Source organism: Brevibacillus centrosporus (assembly GCF_003710815.1).
Taxonomy (GTDB): Bacteria; Bacillota; Bacilli; order Brevibacillales; family Brevibacillaceae; genus Brevibacillus; species Brevibacillus centrosporus.
The window spans coordinates 21,493-47,140 of record NZ_RHHP01000006.1 but is presented as its reverse complement, the minus strand read 5'-3'; the positions used below and the strand labels follow the sequence as shown (position 1 = coordinate 47,140).

The 25,648-nt window shown below is 50.8% G+C and carries 23 protein-coding genes and 1 other annotated feature; of the genes, 4 read left to right on the top strand and 19 right to left on the bottom strand.

The window, feature by feature from the left end; translation table 11 throughout:
• Window positions 1-89: 89 nt before the first annotated feature.
• The 5 genes from EDM55_RS07150 to EDM55_RS07130 all read right to left on the bottom strand — a co-directional run bounded on the left by EDM55_RS07150 (window position 90) and on the right by EDM55_RS07130 (window position 4,953).
• Window positions 90-1,544, bottom strand: coding sequence for an aldehyde dehydrogenase family protein (locus tag EDM55_RS07150; RefSeq protein ID WP_092266023.1), 1,455 nt, complete (start codon window positions 1,542-1,544; stop codon window positions 90-92).
• Window positions 1,545-1,572: 28 nt separating this feature from the next.
• On the bottom strand, window positions 1,573-2,661 hold the full coding sequence (locus EDM55_RS07145; protein WP_122959955.1) for a zinc-binding dehydrogenase: 1,089 nt from the start codon (window positions 2,659-2,661) through the stop codon (window positions 1,573-1,575).
• A gap of 25 nt (window positions 2,662-2,686) precedes the next feature.
• Window positions 2,687-3,520, bottom strand: a complete 834-nt coding sequence (gene ahlS / locus EDM55_RS07140; protein WP_092266025.1) for an AhlS family quorum-quenching N-acyl homoserine lactonase — start codon at window positions 3,518-3,520, stop codon at window positions 2,687-2,689.
• A 290-nt stretch (window positions 3,521-3,810) separates the two neighbouring features.
• Entirely contained in the window at window positions 3,811-4,374 is a 564-nt protein-coding gene (locus tag EDM55_RS07135) for a helix-turn-helix domain-containing protein (protein WP_092266026.1), read from the bottom strand.
• Window positions 4,375-4,449: 75 nt separating this feature from the next.
• Window positions 4,450-4,953, bottom strand: coding sequence for a hypothetical protein (locus tag EDM55_RS07130; RefSeq protein WP_122959954.1), 504 nt, complete (start codon window positions 4,951-4,953; stop codon window positions 4,450-4,452).
• Between the two features lie 227 nt (window positions 4,954-5,180).
• On the opposite strand from EDM55_RS07130, the gene EDM55_RS07125 reads away from it, so the two are divergent.
• Window positions 5,181-5,639: an RrF2 family transcriptional regulator gene (locus EDM55_RS07125; RefSeq protein WP_122959953.1), complete on the top strand. Its 459-nt coding sequence runs from the start codon at window positions 5,181-5,183 to the stop codon at window positions 5,637-5,639.
• 54 nt (window positions 5,640-5,693) lie between these two features.
• Window positions 5,694-6,614, top strand: a complete 921-nt coding sequence (locus tag EDM55_RS07120) for an NAD(P)/FAD-dependent oxidoreductase (protein ID WP_122959952.1) — start codon at window positions 5,694-5,696, stop codon at window positions 6,612-6,614.
• A gap of 19 nt (window positions 6,615-6,633) precedes the next feature.
• Here EDM55_RS07120 and EDM55_RS07115 read toward each other — a convergent pair whose 3' ends face one another.
• Window positions 6,634-7,665 (bottom strand): LacI family DNA-binding transcriptional regulator, encoded by a 1,032-nt coding sequence (locus EDM55_RS07115; RefSeq protein ID WP_122960047.1) that lies wholly within the window; start codon window positions 7,663-7,665, stop codon window positions 6,634-6,636.
• A 302-nt stretch (window positions 7,666-7,967) separates the two neighbouring features.
• Here EDM55_RS07115 and EDM55_RS07110 point away from each other — a divergent pair, with 302 nt between their 5' ends.
• Entirely contained in the window at window positions 7,968-9,020 is a 1,053-nt protein-coding gene (locus EDM55_RS07110; protein ID WP_092266034.1) for a 2,3-butanediol dehydrogenase, read from the top strand.
• Window positions 9,021-9,189: 169 nt separating this feature from the next.
• On the opposite strand, the gene EDM55_RS07105 is transcribed toward EDM55_RS07110, so the two are convergent.
• The 4 genes from EDM55_RS07105 to EDM55_RS07090 form a co-directional block, all read right to left on the bottom strand.
• Window positions 9,190-10,602 (bottom strand): NAD-dependent succinate-semialdehyde dehydrogenase, encoded by a 1,413-nt coding sequence (locus EDM55_RS07105; protein ID WP_122960046.1) that lies wholly within the window; start codon window positions 10,600-10,602, stop codon window positions 9,190-9,192.
• A 23-nt stretch (window positions 10,603-10,625) separates the two neighbouring features.
• Window positions 10,626-12,026 (bottom strand): hypothetical protein, encoded by a 1,401-nt coding sequence (locus EDM55_RS07100; RefSeq protein WP_092266038.1) that lies wholly within the window; start codon window positions 12,024-12,026, stop codon window positions 10,626-10,628.
• 14 nt (window positions 12,027-12,040) lie between these two features.
• The gene (locus EDM55_RS07095; RefSeq protein ID WP_092266040.1) at window positions 12,041-13,186 is read right to left on the bottom strand and encodes an iron-containing alcohol dehydrogenase; all 1,146 of its coding nucleotides are present in this window, start codon (window positions 13,184-13,186) and stop codon (window positions 12,041-12,043) included.
• A 219-nt stretch (window positions 13,187-13,405) separates the two neighbouring features.
• A complete protein-coding gene (locus EDM55_RS07090) occupies window positions 13,406-15,010 on the bottom strand; it encodes a sigma-54 interaction domain-containing protein (protein ID WP_122959951.1) in 1,605 nt (534 codons plus the stop codon).
• A gap of 183 nt (window positions 15,011-15,193) precedes the next feature.
• Here EDM55_RS07090 and EDM55_RS07085 point away from each other — a divergent pair, with 183 nt between their 5' ends.
• Window positions 15,194-15,700 carry a DinB family protein gene (locus EDM55_RS07085; protein ID WP_092266044.1) on the top strand — a complete coding sequence of 169 codons (507 nt, stop codon included), beginning with the start codon at window positions 15,194-15,196 and terminating at the stop codon, window positions 15,698-15,700.
• Window positions 15,701-15,793: 93 nt separating this feature from the next.
• On the opposite strand, the gene EDM55_RS07080 is transcribed toward EDM55_RS07085, so the two are convergent.
• From EDM55_RS07080 to EDM55_RS07040, 9 genes are all read right to left on the bottom strand, one after another.
• Window positions 15,794-17,176 carry an amino acid permease gene (locus EDM55_RS07080; protein ID WP_092266046.1) on the bottom strand — a complete coding sequence of 461 codons (1,383 nt, stop codon included), beginning with the start codon at window positions 17,174-17,176 and terminating at the stop codon, window positions 15,794-15,796.
• Window positions 17,177-17,342: 166 nt separating this feature from the next.
• Window positions 17,343-19,223 (bottom strand): molecular chaperone HtpG, encoded by a 1,881-nt coding sequence (gene htpG / locus EDM55_RS07075; protein WP_122959950.1) that lies wholly within the window; start codon window positions 19,221-19,223, stop codon window positions 17,343-17,345.
• Window positions 19,224-19,428: 205 nt separating this feature from the next.
• Window positions 19,429-19,629 carry a hypothetical protein gene (locus EDM55_RS30195; RefSeq protein WP_092266049.1) on the bottom strand — a complete coding sequence of 67 codons (201 nt, stop codon included), beginning with the start codon at window positions 19,627-19,629 and terminating at the stop codon, window positions 19,429-19,431.
• Window positions 19,630-19,631: 2 nt separating this feature from the next.
• Window positions 19,632-19,826 (bottom strand): hypothetical protein, encoded by a 195-nt coding sequence (locus EDM55_RS07065; RefSeq protein WP_246011067.1) that lies wholly within the window; start codon window positions 19,824-19,826, stop codon window positions 19,632-19,634.
• A 98-nt stretch (window positions 19,827-19,924) separates the two neighbouring features.
• Window positions 19,925-20,638: a CTP synthase C-terminal region-related (seleno)protein gene (locus EDM55_RS07060; RefSeq protein ID WP_092266051.1), complete on the bottom strand. Its 714-nt coding sequence runs from the start codon at window positions 20,636-20,638 to the stop codon at window positions 19,925-19,927.
• Between the two features lie 38 nt (window positions 20,639-20,676).
• Complete coding sequence (locus EDM55_RS07055; protein ID WP_092266052.1) at window positions 20,677-21,849, bottom strand: PstS family phosphate ABC transporter substrate-binding protein; 1,173 nt, start codon at window positions 21,847-21,849, stop codon at window positions 20,677-20,679.
• A 142-nt stretch (window positions 21,850-21,991) separates the two neighbouring features.
• Window positions 21,992-22,759, bottom strand: a complete 768-nt coding sequence (locus EDM55_RS07050) for an SDR family NAD(P)-dependent oxidoreductase (protein ID WP_122959949.1) — start codon at window positions 22,757-22,759, stop codon at window positions 21,992-21,994.
• A 367-nt stretch (window positions 22,760-23,126) separates the two neighbouring features.
• Window positions 23,127-24,683: a 2-isopropylmalate synthase gene (locus EDM55_RS07045; protein ID WP_122959948.1), complete on the bottom strand. Its 1,557-nt coding sequence runs from the start codon at window positions 24,681-24,683 to the stop codon at window positions 23,127-23,129.
• 174 nt (window positions 24,684-24,857) lie between these two features.
• Window positions 24,858-25,090: a binding site (T-box leader), on the bottom strand.
• 98 nt (window positions 25,091-25,188) lie between these two features.
• Window positions 25,189-25,590: a DoxX family protein gene (locus tag EDM55_RS07040; protein WP_092266513.1), complete on the bottom strand. Its 402-nt coding sequence runs from the start codon at window positions 25,588-25,590 to the stop codon at window positions 25,189-25,191.
• Between the last annotated feature and the right edge of the window lie 58 nt (window positions 25,591-25,648).

The window sequence follows — 25,648 nt, the reverse complement described above, 5'->3', positions numbered from 1 at the left end:
TCTATCTGTATTCTGTGTCAGGATATTGTATTTTGGATCCAATGCTTGTAAGGTCAAACCCCCCGTCTTCCAACGAGGGGTAGACTCGTTTATCCATTTACTTTGATCGCTACGTTCTTCACCTGGGTGTAGTACTTCAGTGCTTCGAGACCTTTTTCTCGGCCAAAGCCGCTCTTGCGATAGCCGCCAAACGTCATCTCGACCCCACCGCCGGCGCCGTAGTTATTGATGAAGACTTGACCGGACTTCACGCGGCTGGCAAGCCAATGCGCCTTGTGGATGTCCGACGTCCAGACGCCTGTGACCAAGCCGTATTCGGTACCATTTGCAATGGCGAGTGCTTCTTCTTTTGTCGTAAACGGCAGCACGACGAGGACCGGTCCGAAAATCTCCTCTTGCGCCAGTCTGCCTTCGGGTTTGACTCCATCGATGACAGTCGGCTGGAAAAAGAAGCCGTCTCCTGCCTCTGTGTGTCGCCGCCCCCCTGTGCGGATGATCGCTCCATCCTCCTGTGCCACCTGCATGTATGACTCGATTCTCGTGAGCTGCTTCTCGGAGATGATCGGTCCGATTTCCGCATTTTCCAGGCCTTGGCCGATTCGTAGCGCAGACATCAGCGAAGCTACCTTCGCTACGAACTCCTCGCGAATGGATTCCTCTACCAAAAGTCTGGACCCCGCCGAGCAAGTCTGGCCCGCATTTTGCGTGATGGAACGCACGACCCAATGAGCGGCCTCATCCAAATCCGCGTCCGCAAACACGATATTCGGCGATTTTCCGCCAAGCTCCAGCGTCACCGGCTTGATTTGCTGGGCGGCCGTTTTCATGATCGTCATCCCCGTCACGACCGAGCCCGTAAAAGTGATATGGTCAATATCAGGATGGGCAGCCAGAGCGGCACCTGCCTCCGCTCCGTAACCGGTTACAATATTGACGACACCCGCTGGAAAGCCAGCCTTTTCACACAAATCAGCAATACGCAGTGCCGTCATAGGGGTATCCTCAGCCGGCTTCATGACCACCGTGTTACCTGCTGCAACCGCTGGAGCCAGACTGCGCACCGCAATCTGAATCGGATAGTTCCACGGTACGATGTGTGCCGTGACTCCCAGTGGCTCGCGGATGGTGTAGTTCAAGATATCGGAGCGGATCGGAATCGTCTCGCCCAAAATCTTGTCGGCAGCCCCTGCGTAGTACTCGCAATAGCGCGCCGCTACTTCTACATCTGCTAGAGCCTGTGCCAGTGGCTTTCCTGTATCCAGCGTCTCCAGATGAGCCAGTTCGTCCTTTTGCTCGCGAATGAGCTGGCACAGGCGCAGCAGCATCCGCCCCCGCTCAGCAGGCAAAATCTCGCGCCATTCGTTCGACTCAAAGGTCGCCCGCGCTGCTTTGACCGCCCGATCCACATCGTCCTGATTCCCCCGTGGAAAAGTAGCCAATGCCTCATTGGTTGCCGGATTTATCGTGGTAATGACATCGCCGGATGCGCTGTCTGCCCAGACTCCGCCAATGTACATCTGCAGTTTCGTTTGCAATTGATTCATTTCCTCTCTCGTCCCCTCCCTGGTTGATCTATCTGTTGGCTACGATCGTCGCACGCGTGATTTCCCGTGCCGCCGATTTGTCGAGGGCAATGTTGACATCCTCGAGATCAAACTCCGCATCGAGCAGTTCATCGAAAGGATATTTCTCGATGTTTTTCGAAATAAATTGCAAAGCCTTGTTCAGGTACCAAGGGTTATAGCGCATGTAGGAGTATATCGTCAGGGCTTTGCGCGTCATCAGACCTGGATCAAACGGAGTCATCTGGCCCGGCGAGATGTTGCCTATGCTGATGTATTTGCCGCCGTAGCGAAGCAGATTCACACCCTCGTTCAGAGCGGCTGGGACGCCTGTCAGCTCCATGCAGACATCTGCCCCTTTTCCACCTGTCAGCTCCTGCACGGCTTTTACCCGTTTTTCTACCGTGTCGTACTCCCCCATATGAACGACGTGATCAGCGCCGAATTGTCTGGCTTTTTCCAGACGGCTCGTCACAGAGTCGATGACGATCACTGTCGCTCCGTACTCTTTTGCTACCGCACTGGCATTCAATCCCAATCCGCCTGCTCCCTGAATCACGACAGTATCGCCGCAGCGCACTCCTGTCTTGTCGATCCCGAAATACACTTGGGAAAGCGCGCAGTTGGCACTCGCTGCAGCCGAATCCGGAACGTTGTCAGGCACTTTGTAGAAGTACTGATCTGGCGGCAAATAGTAGTGCGTGCCAAATGTACCATGGAAATGCGGTGCTTCCTCTGGATCCTTTACCCAATGCTTGTAAGCGTTTTCACACAAATTCATTTGCCCCTGCTGGCAAGGCGCACACTTACGGCACGTAATGAAATACGCTGCTGCGACACGATCTCCAATCTGAACGGGATTGCCTGCATAGTCCGTGACTACACCTTCACCAAGCGCTGCGATTTCCCCAACCATCTCGTGTCCCATTACGCCGGATTTTTTCGTAGGGTGATGACCTTGCCAAATATGTAGCTCTGAACCGCACACATTGGTTCGGATCACCTTTACCAAAACGGCACCTGCTCCTGGGTCTGGCAAACCGTACTCCGCAAACGACAGCTTGCCTGGCTCACTCATGACAGCTACTTTCCCTTTCATGCCCAGCCCTCCTTTTTCCATGGAATTACTCGTAGAAGCCTTCTGTCGATTTGATAAACTTCTTGAACTGGTCGTTGTCGTGACCGAACCAGACCTGTGAGTTCGTCCGCTCGGCATACGCCTTGATGCGCTCTACGGTACTCGTAAAGCCGACAGAGTCGTAGATAATTCCTGGTATTTTAATAGGTGGGCCGTAATTTTCAGCAGAGTACACGGCATCTGAAGCCAAAATGATTCCGCCTGCTCCTGGCAGCTCTACGTGCAAGCCGAGCATTCCCCATGCGTGACCTGCACCGAAGTTGAGAATTTTGATGCCATCGACGAGCTGAATTTCCTCGTCTTTCGGGCGGATCGTCTTCCAGTTCAAGCCGTTCCTCACCCACGCATCGATATCCGCCCAAACGTAAGCACCCATGTCTTTATTGATAGCATACGTTTTCATCGTGTTCGCCAGCTCATGCTCGTGGACGATGATCGTCGCATTCGTAAACATCTCCAGGCAGCCCGCATGATCGAGATGCAGATGAGAAGCAACGACGTATTTGATATCTTCCGGACGCACTTTCAGCTGCGCGAGACGGTTGATCAGGTAGCATTCCTCGGACATCGCCAGTGGGAACAGCTGCTGAACCCCTTGTGGCCAGCGTCCTTTTTCCCCCATGCCTTCCGGGTTGCAGCCGGTATCAAAAAGAATCTTTCCATCGGGGTGGTCAATCAAGACAGCATAGACTGGAAATTCAATAAACTCAGCAGGAGGATTCGGGTTGAGCACAGATGCCGGATTGTACATCGAGACCATAAAGCCTTTGTCCATTTGCATTCTGCCAGTATCTAGAACGAACAATTTCGGTTTTGACATGAACGTTCATCTCCTTGAAAAGTGATTTCCATTCCTTTTCCCTTCACTAGATCTGCTCTCTTGATGAACCACCTCCAGACATGCCTTTTTCTTCGCGATAAGAGATCCAAAGATGCGCATATATTGAATCCTGTATATTGGATCCAATTATCACCTAAGCTCATAGTATTTTGAATTAACAGAATTGTCAAGCTTATTCATTCATATTAGCCTAACGACCAAAAAAGCACAGCCTTGTCTTTTGGCTGTACTTTTCTTTGGTAGGACGCTATTTTTACTGCCCCTATCGATCAGGAGGATGGCTGGATAAACACGCTTAGCACCTTGGCTTCCTCATCCCCGTACGGCAGGAAGATGTGTGGCTTGCTTCCGGCAAAGTACGCCGTATCGCCTTCCTCGAGAATATGCTTGTCGCCGTCGTAATATAAAATAATCGTCCCACTCACAATATAGATGAACTCTTCTTCCGGATGGGTAAACGGCTCGGTCGTCGGCATATCGACAGGAACCGTGACCAGGACAGGTTCGATTTTGCTAAAGCGAGAGCGATTGGCCAGCGTTTCGTACAAATAGCCCATTTCCTTGCTTCCCAGTTTGGATGTACGTTGCCCTTGCGGAGACAATACGAGGTAATCGTTTCGGTCTTCTTCTAGGAACCATGCGAGCGGCGTTTTCAAATGAATCGCTATTTTTGACAAGGTCGCCACGGCAGAAGCTGTTTGTCCGTTTTCAATTTTTGATAAAAGGCTCTTGGTAAATCCGCATTTGTCCGCTAGCTCTTGCTGGGTGAAGCCCTGGCTCAAGCGCGCCTGGCGAATGCGTTTCCCAATTTTGGTCAGATCGATGACAAACATCCCCTTCTCCACTTGTTCATCTTTGATTATAGCGATTAACGAAAAGCCGATCAACAAGGTTGAATATCGTTCAATCTAAGAAATAATCGAGATCGAGCTAATACTGCTGCAAGGAACCGCCACTATGCCCGTCGCCGTGCTCACCTGGACCAGCTCAGGAGACAGCGGAGCCTTGATGGTTCCAATGATCGTGTTCCCTGTGACCGTCTGGATTTGCACAGTGCGGTTTCCGAACATCTCATACAGCGCATAGGCACAGCTCGCATTTTCCTGGTTTCTCAGCAATTTCGCAATGCGTCTGTTGATTTCCTTCCGCAATTTTCGCTCCCGTTTTTTCAGACGCTTTTTGAGTCGTTTTCTCAGCTGCTTTTCCCGATCCTTGATCCTTCGTTTGATACGCTTTTTCAGACGCTTCAGGTTTTTGTTCAGCTTCGCTTTTTGCTGATTTAATAGGGCGGTCGTTTGCTGGGTGCATTGCTGCGGGCAGCTCTGTGGCTTCTTCTTGGGCTTTTGCTTCGGCTGTTTCTGACAAGGCTTTGTCCCCGAGCAGGGAGCCTTGATACAAGATTGTGTGTTCACCACCTATGCACTCCCTTCCCATTGGTATCGGGCGAGATAGACTATCGACGAATCGTCATTCCATAGCATATTGCGGCTCTCTCCCAAATGCTTGCTTTCTCCTATAGGGCAATGGTGGAATTCCATGGAAAGGTTAGGAGGGACTTGATAAATGGGTGCGGATCCTCTATTATGGATATTAACGATCCATAATGAAATTTGTACGATAACGAAAGGCGGCCTCTCTCATGCAATACACCAAAAGCACAGGCTATGCCCTGCATGCCCTCATCCACCTGGCTCAAAAAGATTCTGGTCAGTACGTCGGGATCAAGGAGCTGTCAGCTGCACTCGTCGTCTCGGAAAGCTATTTATCCAAAATCATGTCCAAGCTACGCCAGGATGGCATCGTTCGTGCCGTAACCGGTGCGAGTGGCGGCTATGAGCTGGCCAGGTCAGCTGATCGAATCACGTTTCTCGATGTCATCCAGGTCGTCGAAGGCAGACAGCATTTGTACGAGTGCTTTCACGGGGAAGAATCCACTCCCGATGCCATCTACGATATGGACAGCGAGGAATGCTTGGTCAAGAAAGTGATGATCGGCGCCGAAATGCATTTGCATAGCTATTTGGAGCAGCATACGATTCAGGGTGTATTGGACGCAGCGGCACAGAGAGGGAGCCGGGCTGGAAACAAGAAGGCATGATCTTCTTGTGCTTTCATTATGGATATTAACGATCCAGAAAGGCGTTGATTAATTATGAATGAGCAGAAGAAAATGGACGTTGTCATTATTGGAGGCGGACCTGCTGGCATGAGCGCGGCGCTTGTCTTGGGAAGAGCAAGGAAACGTGTAGCAGTAATCGATGCGGGGCTGCCGCGGAATCGGGTAACACGGGAGTCTCACGGCTTTCTGACGCGCGACGGAATCGAGCCAGGCGAATTTCGGCGAATGGCGAGGGAAGAAATTGCTGCTTATCCTTCCGTCCAATTTGTGGATGAGCAGGTCGTCGCAGCAGCTGGTTCCGATGGCGATTTTACTGTTACGACTGCACAAGGTGTGGACTTTCACAGCAAGAAACTGCTTTTTGCAGTCGGCATGAAAGACCTTCCACAAGACATAGATGGATTGTCCGAGGTATATGGAAAAAGCGCCTTTGTCTGCCCGTATTGTGATGGCTGGGAGCTGCGTGATCAGCCGCTCGTGCTCATTGCAAAAGGTTCTCGAGCGCTGCATCTGGCAAAAACGATAGCAGGCTGGACCGATCACTTTACCCTTTGCACCCATGGAGACGATGAATGGACAGAAGAGGAACGAGAAGACCTCAGACAGCATGGCGTTCCTGTCTTTTCCGCTCCGATCCAGCGAATTGAATCACAGGATGGAATGGTGAAGCACGTGCTGCTGGAAGACGGTACCGAAATCCCCTGCACAGGGATCTTCTTTGCCCCCAAGCTTGCAACCGGCTCAGACCTGCCACAAAAAATGGGCTGCCAGATCACCGACGCAGGCACCATTGTCGTCGATGCCCTCGGCAAGACAAGCGTGCCCGGTATTTACAGTGCAGGTGATTCGGCGTCAGACAAATACCAGTTGATCTTTGCTGCCGCCCTCGGCTCTATGGCTGCTGTGGCTATTAACGGAGAACTGCTCGCCGAAGCTTGGGAAAGAGGAAAGTAAGGATACTTCCCTCTTTCCACTACATGCTTGCAGGGGACTGGCGAATGACTGCCACGCTCGATTCCCGCACAATCAGCCGCGGCTCGAACTGTACGCGTTCATACTCGCCCGCTCCGTGCTCGCGAAGCCGCTTCATCAGCAGCTCGGTGGCAAGTCGAGCTACTTCATCCCCCATAATGGAAACAGAGCTGATCTGCGGGCTTGTTACCGCTGTCCATAGGTTGTTGTCAATCCCGACAACGGCCACATCCTCAGGTACTCGAACTCCCAGCTCCTTGAACCGATTCACGATCCCGATGGCCACCATGTCGTTTACGGCATAAATGGCGTCGGGCATATGCTTCAAGCTGTAAAAGTAATCGGCAGCACGCAAGCCCGTCTCAAACGAAAAATCTTCCCCAAAGTAGACGAGGGACGGATCGACCTGTGGCAAAGACTGCTCATAGGCGAAGTACCGTTCCTCGATTTTGTTTTTCGGCGCTCCTGCGTAGGCGATCCTTGTCCGTCCGATCTTGATCAGATGCTCCATGACGAGCCGGCCTTCCTGGCTTGCAAGGCTGACAATATCCGCCTTGACGTTGTCATCCAGCTTTTTTCCGTAATTGATAATCGACACAGGAACCGTCGTCTTGTTGATCAAATCCACCAAGGTTTTCGGATACGCGAGCGGCATGATGATCAGTCCGTCCACATGCAGCTTTTTGACTTCGCGCACAATCTCCAGCTCCGCCCGGGCGTTGCCGGCTGTGTTGATCTGCACGACGCGGTAGCCGTGCTGCTTGGCTGTCTGCTCCACGGACCAAGCGATTTCCGGGATGATCGCGTTGCGGATATCCGGCACCGCCAACGCGATTTGGTGAGTCTGCCTCACCTTCAAGCTCTGCGCGGACGTATTGGGCGTAAAGCCCATTTCCTCAATCACCTGCAGGATCATGGCTTTGGTCTTTTGACTGATGCCCCCGCTGTCATTAATGGCGCGTGAAACGGTGGCAATCCCTACCCCCGCCCGCTTCGCTACATCCTCTATCGTTACTTTCTTCTTTGTGGTCAAGAGAGAGTGTTCCTTTCCATTTTGGAATCGTTTTCGGTCTGACGAAACATCGTCCACTTTTTCTCCCTATTATACCACATTCAAATGCCTGACAGACGCAGCGAGCCAAGCACCGAGCCACTTCTCGTGCCTGCTGCTCCATCGCCGAAACAGCACGATGGCTTCGATACTTTGCCCCCCTCGTTATCCACAAATCGAATTGACAAGGTAGCAAAGTTATGACATATTAATTTCGGAAACGTTTCCGATTCTATTTCTCTGATTTCATTTTCTTATTAGAAACCACCAAGGAGATGGCTGATATGAAAGCACTCAGATGGCACGGCCTAAAAGACTTGCGCTTGGAAACGATTTCAGAACCTCAAGCGCTTACAGGAAAAGTAAAAATCCGCGTGGAATGGTGCGGCATTTGCGGCAGCGACCTGCACGAATACGTAGCTGGCCCGATCTTCATTCCCGAGGGGACCGCTCACCCACTGACGAACGAAAAAGCACCGATCGTGATGGGGCATGAATTTTCTGGGCAGGTCGTGGAGATCGGTGAGGGTGTCACTTCCATCCAGGTAGGCGACCGCGTCGTCGTTGAGCCTGTTTTTGCGTGCGGGACATGCCCGGCTTGCCAGCAAGGCAAATACAATCTGTGCGAAAAAATGGGCTTCCTCGGTTTGGCAGGCGGTGGCGGAGGCTTCTCCGAATACGTGGCTTGCGATGAACACATGGTCCATAAAATTCCGGACAGCGTCTCCTATGAGCAAGGCGCTCTGGTTGAACCATCCGCTGTTGCCCTTTACGCAGTACGCTCCAGCCAGCTGAAGGTCGGCGATAAAGCTGTCGTCTTCGGTACAGGTCCGATTGGCCTTTTGGTGATCGAAGCATTGAAGGCTTCCGGCGCGTCCGAAATTTACGCAGTCGAGCTTTCCCCAGAGCGCAAGCAAAAAGCAGAAGAGCTCGGTGCGATCGTCATCGACCCGAAAGAATACGACGTCGTTTCGGAGATTCACAAACGGACAGGCGGCGGTGCGGATATCGCTTTTGAAGTGACAGGGGTTCCTCCTGTGCTCACACAAGCGATCGAGTCTACAAAAATCGCCGGTCAAATCATGATTGTCAGCATCTTCGAAAGAGAAGCGCCAATCAAACCGAACCACATCGTCATGAAGGAGCGCAGCATGACAGGGATCATCGGCTACCGCAATGTTTTCCCAGCCGTCATCAAGCTGATGGAAAAAGGCTTCTTCCCTGCCGAGAAGCTGGTTACCCAGCGCATCAAGCTCGACGATGTCGTGGAAAAAGGCTTTGAAGCCCTGCTGAAGGAAAAAAATCAGGTGAAAATTCTCGTAAGTCCGAGAGCGTAGCTTTCCCTCTCCTTGCATAGCACGGTCTCCCAACGCATCCGCTCTGTCCTTTGACGCAGCGGGTGCGTTTCTTCCTTTATAGCCGGATGGGGGACAAAATGAAAAAAGCAGCCTCGGTCTTGATCCCGAAGCTGCTTTCCTTATGAAATGCCTACTTTGAACTGCTTGTTTAAATCAAGGCCAAAGAAACGTATTTCACTTCCAAATACTCTTCGATCCCGTGATGACCACCCTCACGTCCGAGACCGCTTTCTTTCATCCCGCCAAACGGAGCTTGTGCCACTGATGGCCCACCGTCGTTGACACCCACGATGCCGTACTCGAGATTTTCAGAGAAGTAGAAGGCTTTGGTCAAGGACTGGGTAAAGACGTATGCGGCCAGGCCAAATGGCGTATTGTTCGCGCGCTCCACCACTTCCTGATCGTCTGTATACGTGCTGACAGGTGCGATCGGTCCGAAGGTTTCTTCCTGCATGCACACCATTTCATCGGTTACACCGGAGAGAACCACTGGCTTCATGAAGTAGCCAGTGCTTCCTTCCAATACCGGGCTGCCGTGCAGCGTAGCGCCTTTTGCCAGAGCGTCGTCGATCTGATGCTGTACCTTGCTTACAGCACGATCGTCGATGAGTGGACCGATCTCCACGCCTGCTTCCGTCCCGTTTCCAACGCGAAGCTCTGCTACGGCTTTTGTGAAAGCGGCAAGGAACGCATCCTTCACCTTTTCATGCACGTAGATACGATTTGCGCAAATGCAGGTTTGACCCGCGTTGCGGAATTTGGAGAGCATCAAGCCTTTCACCGCTTCCCCGATGTTGGCGTCCTCTGTGATGATGAACGGTGCCAATCCGCCGAGCTCCAGGGAGACCTTTTTCACATTGTCTGCCGCTTTGCGCATCAGCATTTTGCCTACTGGCGTCGATCCGGTGAAGGTAATTTTCTTCACGCGTGAATCCTCCATCCAGACGTCGACCAGCTCTCCTGCGTTGGAGGTCGTCAGGATGTTGATGACACCCGCTGGAATTCCGGCTTCATGGGCGCACTCTGCGAGTAAAAGCGCCGTAAGCGGTGTTTGCTCAGCTGGCTTGGAAACCGTTGTGCAGCCTGCTGCCAGGGCTGGCGCGATTTTGCGTGCGATCATCGCCGCCGGGAAGTTCCACGGCGTCACGGCCGCTACGACACCCACTGGCTGTTTTTGCACCAGAATCCGCTTGGAGCCGGAAGAGGCTGGGATGGTTTCTCCGTAAATCCGTTTTGCTTCCTCCGCGTACCATTTGATATAGCTGTTGGCATATTGCACCTCGCCTTTTGCTTCTGCCAGCGGTTTGCCTTGTTCCAGCGTCATAACCAGTGCGATCTCATCCAGACGGGATTCGATCACTTGATGCCAGCGCTCCAAAAGAGCTGCCCTCTCATACGCTGTCGTTTTTGACCATGTCTTGAACGCTTCATGTGCCGCATCAACGGCTTGCTTGGCTTCGACTGCACCTGCATCCGGTACGCTGCCGACTTCCGCAAGTGTAGCCGGGTTGAGTACTGGGATCGTTTTGGACAGCTTGACCCATTCCCCGTTCACATACATGCCCATGTTCATTTCTGATTGTTTCAAGATGCTTTCTCCTCCTTCAAGCTGACTTTCTCGCCTTCGTTTGCTGCAAACAGCTTTTCTTTTTCTCCACGTAACCAATCTTTACCGTAAAGAAGGACACAAAGCAAGATCCCCGCTGCAAATGCCATAGAAGCGCCTTTGATTACGAGCACAGCACCGACGACACCCGCGATTCCGAGGTCACGCTGGCTGCGCGCCTGCATGACACCAATGCGTACGCTTACATACCCTTGAACCAACAGAGTCAATGCAACAGCGACACCCAAGATCGGCTGTACCAGACTCACGATCGGGAGCAAGAGCAGACCTGTATTGGTACCCCAGCGGAAGGAACCTGCTCCCCCAAAGAAGGAGTTCATCGCCTTTTTCCCTTTTTTGAAACGCTCTACCACAACTACCTGCATCGCTGCCCACAGCGGACCGCACATCGTGATGTCAGGACCGATGAGGCTCATGATGAAGTTGCGTCCACCAAAGATCATGTGCGCACGGTCCGCATTGTAATCGACTTTCTCATCGGCACGTACCGTATCGGATTCCGATAAAAGCGCTTTCGTTTTCAGCACGTCACCAAACACGACGAGGTACGTAGCAAATACGGCCGGAATCGCCGTCAAGAAGTACGACCAGTTCGGAAACCCTAATCCAAAAATCGTGTATTGCGACCACAGTGCAGCAAAGTCAGGTTTACTGAAGCCCCATTGAATATCGGGCCATTTCGCTTCACCAAAAAGGGGAGCTACGAATACCGCCAGCAGAATAGCAGGCAGGATTCCCAGGTTACCGATGAGGGCCCAGCCCTTGCCTTTTACTTTCAGAGCTTCAAAATGCTTGGAAAAGACCAGATAAAAGCAAAAACCGATACAAATGGCAATGGTATACGGGAATACATCAAACTTCCCGCCTTTTTCAAAAATAGACGTAATCGCGCCGATCCCTGCCCCGAGGATGATCCCCGACTTGATGGCATTCGGTACAAAGTTCACGACTTTTTTCGCTAGACCAGTAACCCCGAGGAGAATGGATAATATCCCGAGGGACATCTGGAAGGCGATGAGGGCATAAATACGCTCCGGACCTTCCGGGAACTGCTCGACGAACAAGACGATCAGCGGAATGGCCGGGGTGATCCAGCCTGGAATGACTGGGTCCCCGAGTAGATGGTGCAGCAAGTACATGAAACCGTTTAAAATAACGATGGCCAAGCCGACTTCAAACGGCATACCCAGATGATCCGCCAAAAGCGTGATCGCACCCAGGTCTACCGCACACATGAACAGCCCTTGCACATAGTCAGGCCATTCAAACCGGTAGTGAAGAAACGGCAAACGAAGCTTAAACGGACCAGCCGGGATGTAAGGCGCCTCAGCACCTTCCTTTCTTTGCTTCCATTTCATGGAACTTCCCCCTCTTAGTATGCTGCTCGATAGATGTCTTCAATATCTTTTTTCCGCAAGGTCCGAGGATTGTTTTTCAGGAGGCGAGTCTGTTTCATCGCTTCTTCTGCCATTTCCACCACGGCTGATTCCGGAATATTGAATTCACGCAAAGACTGCGGGATTTCTACGTAACGGCATAGACGAGTCATCGCTTCAATTGCTGCTTCTGCCGCTTGGTCCGCATTTAAACCCTCTACGTTTTCACCCAGTGCAACGGCTACCTCACGCAGCTTTTCCAAGCATGCAATCTTGTTCCACTTCATGACATAAGGCAAAAGCAGCGAGTTGCTCACGCCATGCGCCATATGATAACGTCCACCGAGTGGGTAAGCCAGCGCATGAACTGCACCTACGCCTGCGTTTCCGAAAGCTAGGCCAGCCATCAGAGAAGCCGTGATCATCGCTTCACGAGACTCGATGTTGTCCGGGCACGCATATGCTTTTGGCAGGTGAACCGCGATCAGTTTCATCGCGCCGATAGCCAGGGCATCCGTAACAGGAGACGCAAATTTGGAAATGTACGCTTCTACCGCATGAACCAGGGCATCCACACCGCTCGCAGCGGTAACGCTTGGAGGGCAGGTCAGCGTCATGATCGGAGAGACAATCGCCACGTCCGGCAGCAGGTAAGGGCTTACAATCCCTTTCTTCACTTGCTCTTTCGTGTCGGACAAAATCGAGATGTTGGTCACTTCAGAGCCCGTCCCTGCAGTTGTTGGAATCGCTACGAGTGGCAGACCAGGCTTTTTGACCAGATTGGTACCGAAATACAATTCGATGCTGCCTTCATTTGTTGACATGACCGAGGAAGCTTTTGCGATATCGATCGCGCTGCCGCCACCTACGGCAATCAGACCATCGTAATGGCCTTCCCGGATCATTTGAACACATTGGTCCACGATTTCAATTTCTGGCTCTGGATTTACGTCAGAGAATATGCCGGCCTTCATCGAAAGAAGCTCTTCCACCTGTGCAACCACGCCTGCTTGGATCAAAATTTTGTCTGTTACAATCAGAGGTCGTTGCACACCCAGTCGAGCGATTTCTTCGGGAAGCTGCTGCAGGGAATCCCGTCCCGTTACCAATTTGTTCGCTGCTGCAAATGTTGAGATATTCATGCTGTTCTCTCCTTTCGTCTATGCAGCTATCTATACGCAACTTCCATGCCAACCAGAAAAAAACGTGAACATTTGATGGCTTTTCTGAAAGCGCTGCAATAAAAAACAGCGTCCTGTACGGGTTGGTACTACTGGGTTCTAGACATTTTCTGACAAAATGAACCCGTTCTCAAAAACAGTCAGAATCACAAAAATGAGTAGAAAACGAATCAAAGCCATCTACCTTGATTCGTTTTCTACTCGCAAATGGAGTTTCTTCATTTTTTGGACGATGGCACTTTGACTGATTCCCAAAGCTTCTGCTGCCGCTCTCGTCGTCCCATGAGCGTGAATCGCATTCGTAATCATGGTCCGCTCCAGCCTGGCGACAGCTTCCTTGAGGGAAGCAGGCTCGGAAGCCGGAAATACCTGCTGCAGAAAGGACGGCAAGTTACCGACATCAATCGAATCATGGTAGGTCGTAACCACGAGCCGCTCAACCAGATTTGCCAGCTCCCGGATATTGCCCGGCCATTGGTAGTTGGTCAGCCATTCGTAGCATTCCAGCGTCATCGTCTTGTTTTCCTGATATTTTTCGTTGAATTTGCCCAGGTACGTTTCGAGCAGCGGAACGATTTCTTCTTTGCGGTTGCGCAGCGGAGGAACTTCAAAGGTGACGATGTTCAGCCGATAATACAAGTCCTCCCGAAACAGCCCTTCCCGTACAAGCGTTGCCAAATCCCGGTGTGTAGCCGTAATGATCCGGACATCGACATGGCGCACTTCCGTAGATCCTACCCGCATAAACTGGCTTTCTTCCACGACCTTCAGCAGCTTGACCTGCAGCTCAAGCGGCAGATCGCCGATTTCATCCAGAAACAGCGTTCCCCGGTGTGCACTCTCGAGAATCCCTACTTTCCCACTCTTGAGCGCACCAGTAAACGAGCCCGGCTCATAACCGAACAGCTCCGCTTCGACCAGATGTCCAGGAATCGCCGCGCAGTTCAGCTCCATGAATGTCTCCTTGCTGCGCGCGCTTCGGGAGTGGATATACTTGGCGATCATGCTTTTTCCTACCCCGGTCTCGCCCTGCAGCAGCACTTTTGCATCTGTCTTTGCCACTTTTTCTGCCAGCTGAAACAACGATCTTGTGGCTGGCCCTACCACGATATTGCCCTGCCCGGGTGCGGGTCGTTCGAGGGCGTCTTCCTTCAGGCTTTGCCTCCGCAGCTTCTGGCTGTCCAGCTCGTGCTTGAGACGAATCAGCTCCGTGATGTCCCGCACACTGCTGATGACGTACAAGATTTCTTTGTTAGGAGCCAGAACCGGCGTAGCGGACACGATGATTTTCCTGCCATTCCGAATGGTTTGGATGAGGGTCACAGGCCGCTTCGTACGGATCGTTTCCAAAGACGCAGATACAGAAATGATGCCCTGCTTGATCAGCGCCTCCATGTGCACGCCCTTAACCTCTTCTTCGCTGATCCCGGTAATTCGCTGATAGGCTTGATTGATAAACAACGTGATGCCCACGTCATCCGTGATGTAGACACCATCGTACAACGAATTGAAAATGATGCCACTTATCGGACTTTGAAAAAAGGCGTGCAACTGCGATCGTGAGCTCGTCTGGTGCTCCTGATCTTGCAAGGATACCTCGGGAACCACGAACTCCAAAATCGGCCGGGTCAGCTCCCCTCTCTGCATCGCTAGGGAAATCGACTCCACAGTCAAATAGCCGACAAATTCGTCTTCCTCGTTATAGACCTCCTGAACTTCCGCACTGCCGGGAGAAAAATGGGCGACAGCTTCTTCTACCGTCATGGAGGGGCGAAGTGGATGCATGTTCTTCTCTCCTAGTTGTCACGAATGGCCGAGTTGCCTCGTTATTTTCATGCTTATTATTTTACACTTATCCCATCTCGTTACCATACCAACGATCTGGTGAAAAGTTTTCGATCTACTGACAGCTTTTGTCAGGTAAGAGCCCATACAATTAAGCCATCAAAGATTCAGGAGGCGAACACAATGAGCAACCATGTTATCACGATGTACGATTATCACGTATGGGCCAATCAAACCTTGATCAATCGTTTGAAGGAAGTACCCCGCGAGCTGTACACCCAGGAAATGAAAAGCGTTTTTCCTACGATCGCAAAGACGCTTGTCCATGTTTATCTCGTCGACTCCACGTGGATCGAAATTATGAAGGGAGCGGAAATGAAGGACGCAATGGCAGCCAACCTCTCTCAAATGGAGCAGCTGGAAGCGAAAACCCTCGAAGAACTGGAAGTATTCTTTCACGAGGTCGCGCAAAAGTACCGGGGGTTCATCAGCGCCCACGACGATTTGGATCAAACCATTGTCCTCGACAATCCTTACACGAGGGTTCGTGAAACGAGCTACACCGAGATTCTTATGAATATCATCACGCACGCTACCTATCATCGGGGAAACATTAGCGCCATGCTGCGCCAAGCAGATTATGCCTCTACCATGACCGATTATGCCCTGTACTGGTATGCAAATGAATAAGGATCTCGCAACCGCGGAGAATCGTTGCGAATAAAAAGGACAGCTGCAGCTAGGGACTCCATAAAAGTCCCTGACTGCCTATGTCCCTATTTTTTAATATTCATCATCTGTCTGCGTGCTCAATGGCTTCGCCTTGCTGATCCCAAACGCATAGAAGCTGATGACGACAATCGCCATGAACACGAGCCCCGCAATGAGGGAGACACGCGTCTCATCATTGATCCACATGCCGACGAGAACCAGCAGCAAAAAGACAATCGTCACGTAGTTCGTCACTGGGGCAAAGGGCATTTTGAATGGATGCTTGTCCATTTCTGCTCCCTTCGCTTTCCGAAAATTGATTTGGCTGATCAGGATGACAAACCACGGTACCATACCCGGCAGCACACTTGCGCTGTAGACATACACAAACAGGTTTTCGGGAGCAATGTAGCTCAAGATAACACCAACAAACAACCCGATGAGCACGCCGATGGTTCCCAATAGCGGTACGCCATTCACAGACAGCTTCGTAAAAACTTTCGGGGCCTGACCGTTTACACCGAGTGTATAAAGCATTCGACCCGCGCTGTAGATGCCGCTGTTACAGCCGGACATCGCTGCGGTAATCACCACGAAGTTGATAACACCTGCAGCAGCGGTAATCCCGATTTTGGCAAACGTCGCCACGAACGGACTGCCAATCGCCTGCAGCTCGTTCCATGGATACACCGTGACAATGACAAAAATCGCTCCGATATAGAAGATCAAAATGCGCCAGATAATGCTTTGGATTGCACTCGTCAGTGTTTTGCGAGGCTCCTTTGCCTCACCTGCGGTAATCCCGATCAGCTCGACGCCTTGGTAAGCCCCGATCACCAATGAAAGAGCAAAGAAGAAGCCTGACCAGCCACCGGTAAAGAAGCCTCCGTGTGCCCACAGGTTGGACAATCCGATCGCGTTTCCTCCGTTGCCAATTCCAAAGAAAATCAAGCCCAAACCGATAATAATCATCACGACGATCGTTACGATCTTAATCATGGCAAACCAGAATTCAAATTCTCCAAAGGATTTTACCGAGAACAGATTCGCCGCTCCCAGAATCACCATGGCGATAATGCCAGGTATCCACGGCGGAAGATCGGGAAACCAGTACTGCATATAGGTTCCTACCGCAATAATTTCGGCCATGCCTACAACCACCCACTGAAACCAGTTGCTCCAAGCCGTGAGATAACCGGCAATGGGATGGATGTACTTGTGACCAAATGTAGCAAAGGAACCTGTGCTCGGCTCTACGTACAGCATCTCGCCCATCGCTCGCATGATGAGAAAAATAAAAATTCCTACAATTGCATACGCCAGCATGACGGATGGGCCTGTCCATTTAATTGTGCTTGCAGACCCCATAAACAACCCGACACCAATCGTCCCACCGAGCGCGATCATTTGGATATGTCTGGCTTCCAAACCTCTTTTCAACTCTTTGTTTGCCACTTCCGCTCCTCTTCCTCTCTGCTACTTCTAGCTGTCCATTTCGGAAAGGTAGGAGAACCCATCTCCTGATTGCTTTTTTTAAGGATTCCTAATTATTGGTACGGTTATGCATCATGAAGAAAGCCCCTTGGCTGACCAAGAGGCTTTTCCTCTTTTGCTTTTCCCCTTACACCATAATCTTGCAAATATCGTTTGTAAATTCGACTGGGTCCTGCAGCGGCAAGCCTTCGATGAGCAGCGCCTGGTTGTACAAGAGAGCAGTGTACAGATCCAGCTTCTCCTTGTCGTTTGCCAGCGCAGCCTTCAGCGATTGGAATACATCGTGGTTGACGTTGATCTCCAGCACCTTGTCCGCTTTCACACTCGGATTGTTCGGCATGGCGTTCAAGATTTTTTCCATCTCGATGGTGATCTCGCCCTCTGTCGTCAAGCAAACAGGATGGGAGCGCAAACGTTTCGACGCTCGCACGTTGCTGACTTTTCCGGCGAGGAGGTTCTTCATGTAGTCAAACAGCTCTTTGTTTGCTTCGTTTTCTGCATCCGTATTTTTATCATTGTCGTCTGCTTCGATGCCCAAGTCGCCGCTAGATACGGATTTGAATTCTTTATCCTTGTACTTCTGGAGCATCTTGACTGCAAACTCGTCGATATCCTCGGTAAAGTACAGGATTTCGTAGCCTTTTTCCAGGACGAGCTCCGTCTGTGGCAGCTTCTCGATCCGTTCGTTGGACTCCCCGGAAGCGTAGTAGATGTACTTTTGGTCTTCCGGCATTCTGGACACGTATTCATCCAGGGTGACCAGCTTTTTGTCCTTGGAGGAGGTAAACAGGAGCAGGTCCTGCAATACGTCCTTGTTCATGCCAAAGTCGCTGTACACGCCGAATTTGAGCTGTCTGCCAAATGCTTGGTAGAACTGTTCGTACTTCTCGCGCTCGTTTTTCAGCATGGTCTGCAGCAGATTTTTGATCTTGCTCTGGATGTTTTTGGCGATCAGCTTCAGCTGGCGGTCATGCTGGAGCATTTCCCGGGAGATGTTCAGCGACAGACTTTCGGAATCGACCATTCCTTTGACAAAGCTGAAATAGTCTGGGAGCAGATCCGCACACTTGTTCATGATCAAAACACCATTGGCATACAGCTCCAGCCCTTTTTCATACTCCTTGGAGTAGAAATCAAACGGGATGTTCTCCGGGATAAAGAGAATGGCCTGATACACGACAGCTCCGTCTGCGCTGACATGCAGATGCTTCAGGGGCTTGTCAAAGCCGTAGCGTTTTTCCTGGTAGAACTGCTCGTAATCGTCGTCGGTCAGCTCGCTTTTGTTTTTCCGCCAGATCGGCACCATACTGTTGATGCGCGTCTCTTCGGTTACCTCTTCGTATTCGCTCTCGCTGCCCTCCACAAGCCTGCTGCTGGACACATCCATTTTGATCGGGTAACGGATGAAATCGGAGTATTTCTTGATGATCGCTTTGAGACGGTATTCGTCCAAATACTCGTCGTAGTTCTCATCCTCCGTATTTTCCTTGATTTTCAGGATGATGTCCGTACCGACAGCGTCTTTAGCGGCCGGCTCGATCGTATAGCCATCTGCTCCTGTCGATTCCCATTTGTACGCGGTGTCACTGCCAACAGCCCGGCTGATCACGGTGACGACATCCGCCACCATGAAAGCGGAATAGAATCCGACCCCGAATTGCCCGATGATCGTGTGACCGTCTTTTGTTTCGTTTTCCTTTTTGAAAGCGAGAGAGCCGCTTTTTGCGATGACCCCAAGGTGACTTTCCAGCTCATCCGCTGTCATCCCGATCCCGGTGTCTCGGATCGTCAGTGTCCGGTTATCCTTGTCGGCGATCACTTTGATGTAGTAGCTGTCTTTGTCAAAGACCAGGCTATCATCGGTGAGCGCTCTGTAGTACATCTTGTCAATGGCATCGCTGGCATTGGAGATCAGCTCACGCAAAAAGATCTCCTTTTGGGTGTAAATGGAGTTGATCATCATTTCCAAGAGGCGCTTGGATTCAGCTTGAAACTGCTTCTTTTCCATTCGAATCTCTCCCTTCTAATGTAGACAGGCTTGAATTTTCGTAAGTATGCTCGTTGAAAAAGCAATTAGCACTCTCAGCAACAGAGTGCTACTCACTATTTTTATAGCAGTCCTGTTTTTTTCTGTCAATACGAGGAAGAGGTTCAGGAGTTGTTTGAAAAAGAATTCCCCCCATACCTCTCCCCCTACTTGATAAGTGTCGGGTTTACCCCCGCAGCTCATCAACAGCACTCAGGTAATTTTCGTATGTTTGTTGTCCAAAAGCGCACAGATCCCCTTGAAAAAAAGTTTGCAATGTATACGCAGTGGCTTGATCCAGATCAAATCCCCTGGAGTTCATCACCAGCTGAAGATAGGACAGGAAGTAGGCTTTGCCAAGGACACTCCCGCTGCTGATTTTTTTCATGGTTACTTCGCGCTCACATCCATATTCGCTACCCATTTATCTGCACTGGACTCGTCGTTGTCAAAAAGCACAACATCCTGCAGCTTGATTTCGCTTACCGTGCTGATCGCTTTGGACATCTCATCGGCGAGCTTTTGCATATCGATATCTTGATTCACTTCCACGTCTAGCACGAGAACCATTTTCTTTTTCATCATTCTTCCATCCTTTTTAAGTACAATTTACAATTTCATTCCCACATCATAGCAAACCCACACGCAACTTAAAATACCCACAAGGCTTGCCATTCAGACGTTTACTCGCCTTTTGCCTGCTGAGTCGCCTGAAAGACAAATTCTTTGAGTAACGGATGCACAATTCCCTGAAAGGCAGAGCGCTCCGGCTGAAACAGCGTGCCTATGAAAAAAGGATGCTGGACGTACTCCATGAGCCGTACCTCTCCTTTGGTATCGACCCCGCCGACACAGAGTCCCGCTTCCACAAGCTTTTCTGTAAACGCTGCATTGACTCCGTAGTTACAGGTTCCGTATTGTTCGGCGATTTCCAGCCTTCCGTATATTCTGGCAATCCGGGAACCTTCCGTTAAGGTAAAGATGTGGGTTTGCTGACTGACCGAGCATGTGAGTGGCGCGACAATCAAGAGAGACGCAGCTGGATTGTCCTCTGCATGATCTGCTTCTGCCAGACCCAGTACGTTGCGGGCGAATTCAATAACCATGTGCTGAAACCCACCGCAAGTCCCCAGAAAAGGAATCAGGTTCTCCCGGGCATACGAGATCCCCTGAAGGACGCCCTCCTTGCTCTTGTAGGGACTTCCTGGAACCGCCCATAGACCATCAAAATCGGAAAGTACTTCTTCAGGGGGTGCCTGCAAAAGTCTAGGAGTCAAAATCCATTCGACCTCTACTTGTTTTCCCAAGTCTTTTGCAGCCAGCTCGATTGCTCGAGGAATGGCACCATGCGCGACCACCTCCGGATTGTAATCGCCAATCAATCCGATTCGATACATAGCGAAGCCTCCTTTTGGTTCTTCTCTTATTTTTTCTATCAGTGGGAATCGATCATTGGTGTATACCCCGTCTGTTCGACCAGCGTCTGTCCCTGGGCAGAGCGGATCCACTCAATAAAGCGGCCGACATGTGGATTGCTGCTGCCGGCAGTCACTGCATAAAATTCTGCGGTGAGCGGATACGTGCCGTCTCGAATAGTCTGCTTGTCCGGCTTTACCCCATCGACCTCTAGCAAGCGAATATTGCCGTTCTGCACCATTTCCGTAGCAAAATACAGAAACGAGTACCCGATCGCATTTTTGTAATTTTTATAATCGGCGGTTTGACTGATGATCCCTCCCATCCCAGAAGCTATATCCTCCCTGGGTGCCGCCATCGGTTGTTTGTTGCCCATGACCTTCAGAAGCATCGTCTGGCTGCCGCTGTTTTCAGGGCGTTGAAACGCCTGTATCGCCCCTGGCTTACCGCCGACCTCGCTCCAATCCGTAACACTTCCTGTGTAAATATCCTGTATTTGCTTGGTCGTCAGCCCCGTTACGGGGTTTGCAGCATTGACAAAAAAGACAAAGGCTTCCTTGCCAATCGGGGTCAGAGTCAGCTCGACCCCTTTATTTTTCGCCATCTCCCGTTGCTCTTCAGATGGTCCGGCAGCAAAAATGATGTCGACCGTTCCGTTGATGAGGTTCTCGTATGCCTGTGGAGTCGTATTTGCCATGACTTCGCTCTCGTACAAATCGTAATTTTTTTCGGGATAGACCGCTTGAACAAAAGCGGAATACAAAGGATACAGAGCTGTGGCGCCATCCAGTCGTGGCAGGTCATCCCGCAAGACAAGCTTCGATGACGGCTCCAGTCTCTTGGCTTTGGTATGCTCGGCAAAAGGCTTGTATTCTCGCAGATCCACATCCTGATCACTCATCATGGTAATGCTCGCCTCGTAAGCTTGAAAGCCTTCGCGGCCTGCGACTGACAAAGCCCCTAGCACAATAAATCCGATAATCACCCTGGATAACAGACGCCGCTTTATCGACGTGAACATATAGACAATGACGAGTGTGATACTTCCGATGGTGATGGCGGCCGTCAGTAGCGTATAAAACGTGAGCCCTCCCAAAAGGGCTGAAAAGAACATCACGATCAGGCCTACCACGGCGATCCCGATACTCAAGAAGATACAGTCTATGATTCTCGCTACAAGACTTCGCTGCATGATTTCCCCCTTCTTTTTTCTCACGCTCCCTATTATACAAAATTTGGAATCTTTTAGGAAATGGTTGCACAAAAAAACCGAAAGCTCGGTTTAAGAGCTTTCGGTCTTCCTTTTCAAGATGCAGCGGGATCAGCAAGCGATCTTACTGGCCTACCATACCACCGTCTACGGTATACAGGGACGCGGTCACAAAAGAAGCTTCGTCGGAGAGCAGGAAGTTCATCACGGCTGCAACTTCCTGTGGTTCTCCATAGCGGCCCAAAGGAGTAGCTGCTTTGTTCGCTTCTTGATACTGATCTGCTGCACCGGAGTTAGCCTCGATTTGGCGCATCATGCGGGTGTTGATGGTTCCAGGCAGAACAGCGTTGACGCGAATACCGTAGGAAGCGACTTCATTGGCCGCTACACGGGTCAGCCCGATCACCGCATGCTTGGACATGATATAAGGAGCCATGCCCGGCGCTCCCATCAAGCCTGCGAGAGAAGAAGTGTTCAGGATCGCACCGGATTGCTGCTTTTTCATGACAGGAATCACATAGTGCAGACCCAGGAAAACTCCGCGCACGTTTACGTTGTATACCAAATCAAGTGCTTTCACGCTTTGCTCGTCGATATTTCCCATAGGACCTTCAATACCCGCATTGTTCGCAAAATAATCGATGGTGCCGAATTTCTCGACAGCTTTATTCACATAATTTTGAACGTCCTCTTCCTTCGAAACGTCAGCTGCGACGATCAGGGAATGGGTGTCGTCCAAGTTCAACTCTTGTACAACTGCTTTCAAGGCATCCTCGTTCAGATCGACGAGCACCAGATTGACACGGCGTTCAGCCATGCGACGTGCAAGCTCTTTGCCGATGCCGCCTGCTGCCCCTGTGATAACGGCTGTTTTTGCTGTTGTTTGACTCATAGCGTATTCGCTCCTTTTCTCTTGCTTTTTCTTTCGAGCGATAAATCCGGATTTATTCGTTCCTCTTACAACTCTAGGATACCTCTCGATCAGCGGAGCCCTCAATAAGCATTCCTTTGCCCACTGTCCACTACCCGACACGAGCAATAGTGTACGTCTAGAATGCTTGCGATTTTGTACATTTCGGAGCGAATTGTTCAATTTCCATGCAAGTTCATTTGCCGTATCCGTTGCGATATAATAGAGGAAACCTATCCCGTAGTGGAATTAAAGCATTGAACCCTCATCTCCGAAAACGACAAGAAAAAAAGGTTGCTGGCCTCCCTAAGGGGACCAAGCAACCTTTCTTCTGTGAGAACACACCTTCTTAGGACTGCTCCACGAGGCTCAAGCTCTCGTTTGCCACATCCAGCAGCACGGCATTGATTCCGTTTAGGAACGCCATCGCACTGGCTTTGATAATGTCGGTGTCCATCGCGCGACCCGAGTATGTTTTGCCTTGGTATTCGATGCGGATATTGACGCGGCCGATCGCTTCCTTTCCGCGGGACATGCTGTTGATTTTGTAGTCCTTCAGCTCAACATCAAGACCCACGAGTGTTTTGATGACGCTGTACAGGGCATCGATCGGACCGTCTCCAACCGCGCTTTCCTTGAAGATTTCCTCCCCGCGCTTCAGCTTGACTGTCGCTGTCGGATACATGTCATTGGTCACGACCTGGAAGGATTCCAATTCGTACAGATGGCTGTTTCGCGTGTCCATCGTGCGGTGGTTGGTCACCAGATAAAAGACATCGTGGTCGTATACTTCTTTTTTCGCATCAGCCAGGGTGAGGAATTTCGCAAACAACTCTTCAAACTCCTCGGCATCGCTTGCATCAAAGCCCATTTTTTCTACAGCGTTCTTGAAGGCATGGCGACCAGAACGGGCAGTCAGGATCAGCTCCATGCTGTCTGCGCCGACTTCCTCCGGCGACATGATTTCGTACACCTGTTTATCCTTGAGCAAACCATCCTGATGGATACCGGATGAGTGAGCAAACGCGTTATCACCCGTGATCGCTTTGTTTACCTGGACATCGAGACCTGTCAAGTAGGTGAGCAAGCGCGAAGTACGCAGAAGCTCTTTCGTCTTGATATTGGTTCCGCTTTGGTAGTAGTTTTCCCGTACCTTCAGTGCCATCACGACTTCTTCCAGCGATGTGTTACCCGCACGCTCACCCAAGCCATTGATGGTACATTCCACCTTATCTGCCCCGTTTTTGATCGCAGCAAGTGTATTCGCGGTCGCCAAGCCGAGGTCGTTGTGGCAATGCACGCTGAGGATGACGTCTGGGTTCAGGTTTTTGAGACGGTCGTTCAGTTTTCGGATCAGCTCGCCGAATTCCTCAGGAACCGCGTAGCCGACCGTATCCGGTACGTTGATAATCGTAGCCCCTGCCTTCACCACTGCTTCGATCGTTTTCCACAAGTATTCAAATTCAGAGCGAGATGCATCTTCGGTAGAATACTGTACGGCTGGAAGCAATGTTTTCGCATATTTGACCGCATCGACCCCTTGCTGCAATACAGCGTCCTTCGAGCGATTGAATTTCTTTTCCACGTGAATATCCGATGTGCCGAGTACGATATGAATAAATGGATCTTGAGCAGACTTGATACTGTTGTAAACAGCGTCGATGTCACCTTTCACTGCGCGCGCCAGTGCCGTAATGGTGACGGCATCTCCTACACTGCGAGCGATCTCCTGTACAGCGAGAAAATCCCCCTCCGAGGAAGCCGGGAATCCCGCTTCGATCATATCCACCTGCAGACGTTTCAGCTGTTGGGCAAACTCCACCTTTTGATGTACGTTCAGCTTGGCACCTGGCACCTGTTCTCCATCACGCAAAGTCGTATCCAGCATAATAATTTTTCTTGTCATCTTTCCATCCTCCTCCAATGTCTCGGTTATCTATATGTTCAAGCGGGATTGGTTAAACCCGGTCTTTAACCAATTAGAAAACTTGCTCCGCCAAGCCTTTTGCGGAGCTTAGTTGCCCTTATACTGGATAAGAATTTTATCATTCTTACTGTACAAAAAAACCCCGCCTCTACGTATAGAGGCGAGGTATATCCCGCGGTACCACTCTACTTCATCTCACTAGGAAATGAACTCAATTCGATGGCTATCACCATCTATCCTAAATAACGGTGGAAATCCGGCTTACCCTACATTGTCAGGCAGCAGTTCATAGACGAGTTCGAAATGAACGATACTGCCGTTTCGCACCAACCAACGGCTCTCTGAAAGATCGGTTCAGATCTACTATTTCTAATCACAACATTTAATTATTTGATAATTGAAATTATATTCCGTGATCTTGGGGGCTGTCAACCACCTATTTCCAAAAGGGAATATTGTCCTTGTTCCCTTTCCCCTGATGGACTCATCCTTCGTTCTTGGCAAAGGGCACGAGATTGCGGACCTTTTCATGCCTCAGCCATATCCCGCCCCACATCAGCACCGCCAAGTACACCGGGAATAGGGTGTGCGTAAACAGCGGGGCATCCATCCGAATATGGGTAGCAATAACGCCGCCAAAATAGCCGGTTAACAGGACTGCGCCCAGAAACGTCGTGCGTGGAAATAGATACAAAAGAGTAGATATCAGTCCGAGAACGCCAATCACCGCGATATGATGCTCGGCATACCCGAGCTGCAGGGTTCCCTCCACAACAGGGGCAGGCTGAACAAACTTCATGATGCTATCGAACAGCATAAACAGGATCACCAGTCCGGACATGATTCGCGCCGTCCACAGACGGCCTTTGGAAATCGTCGTGTACAAAAAGATTCCTCCTTTTTCGCGGGAGTTCCCTTTACTCCCTTGCCATGCCCCTATCGTA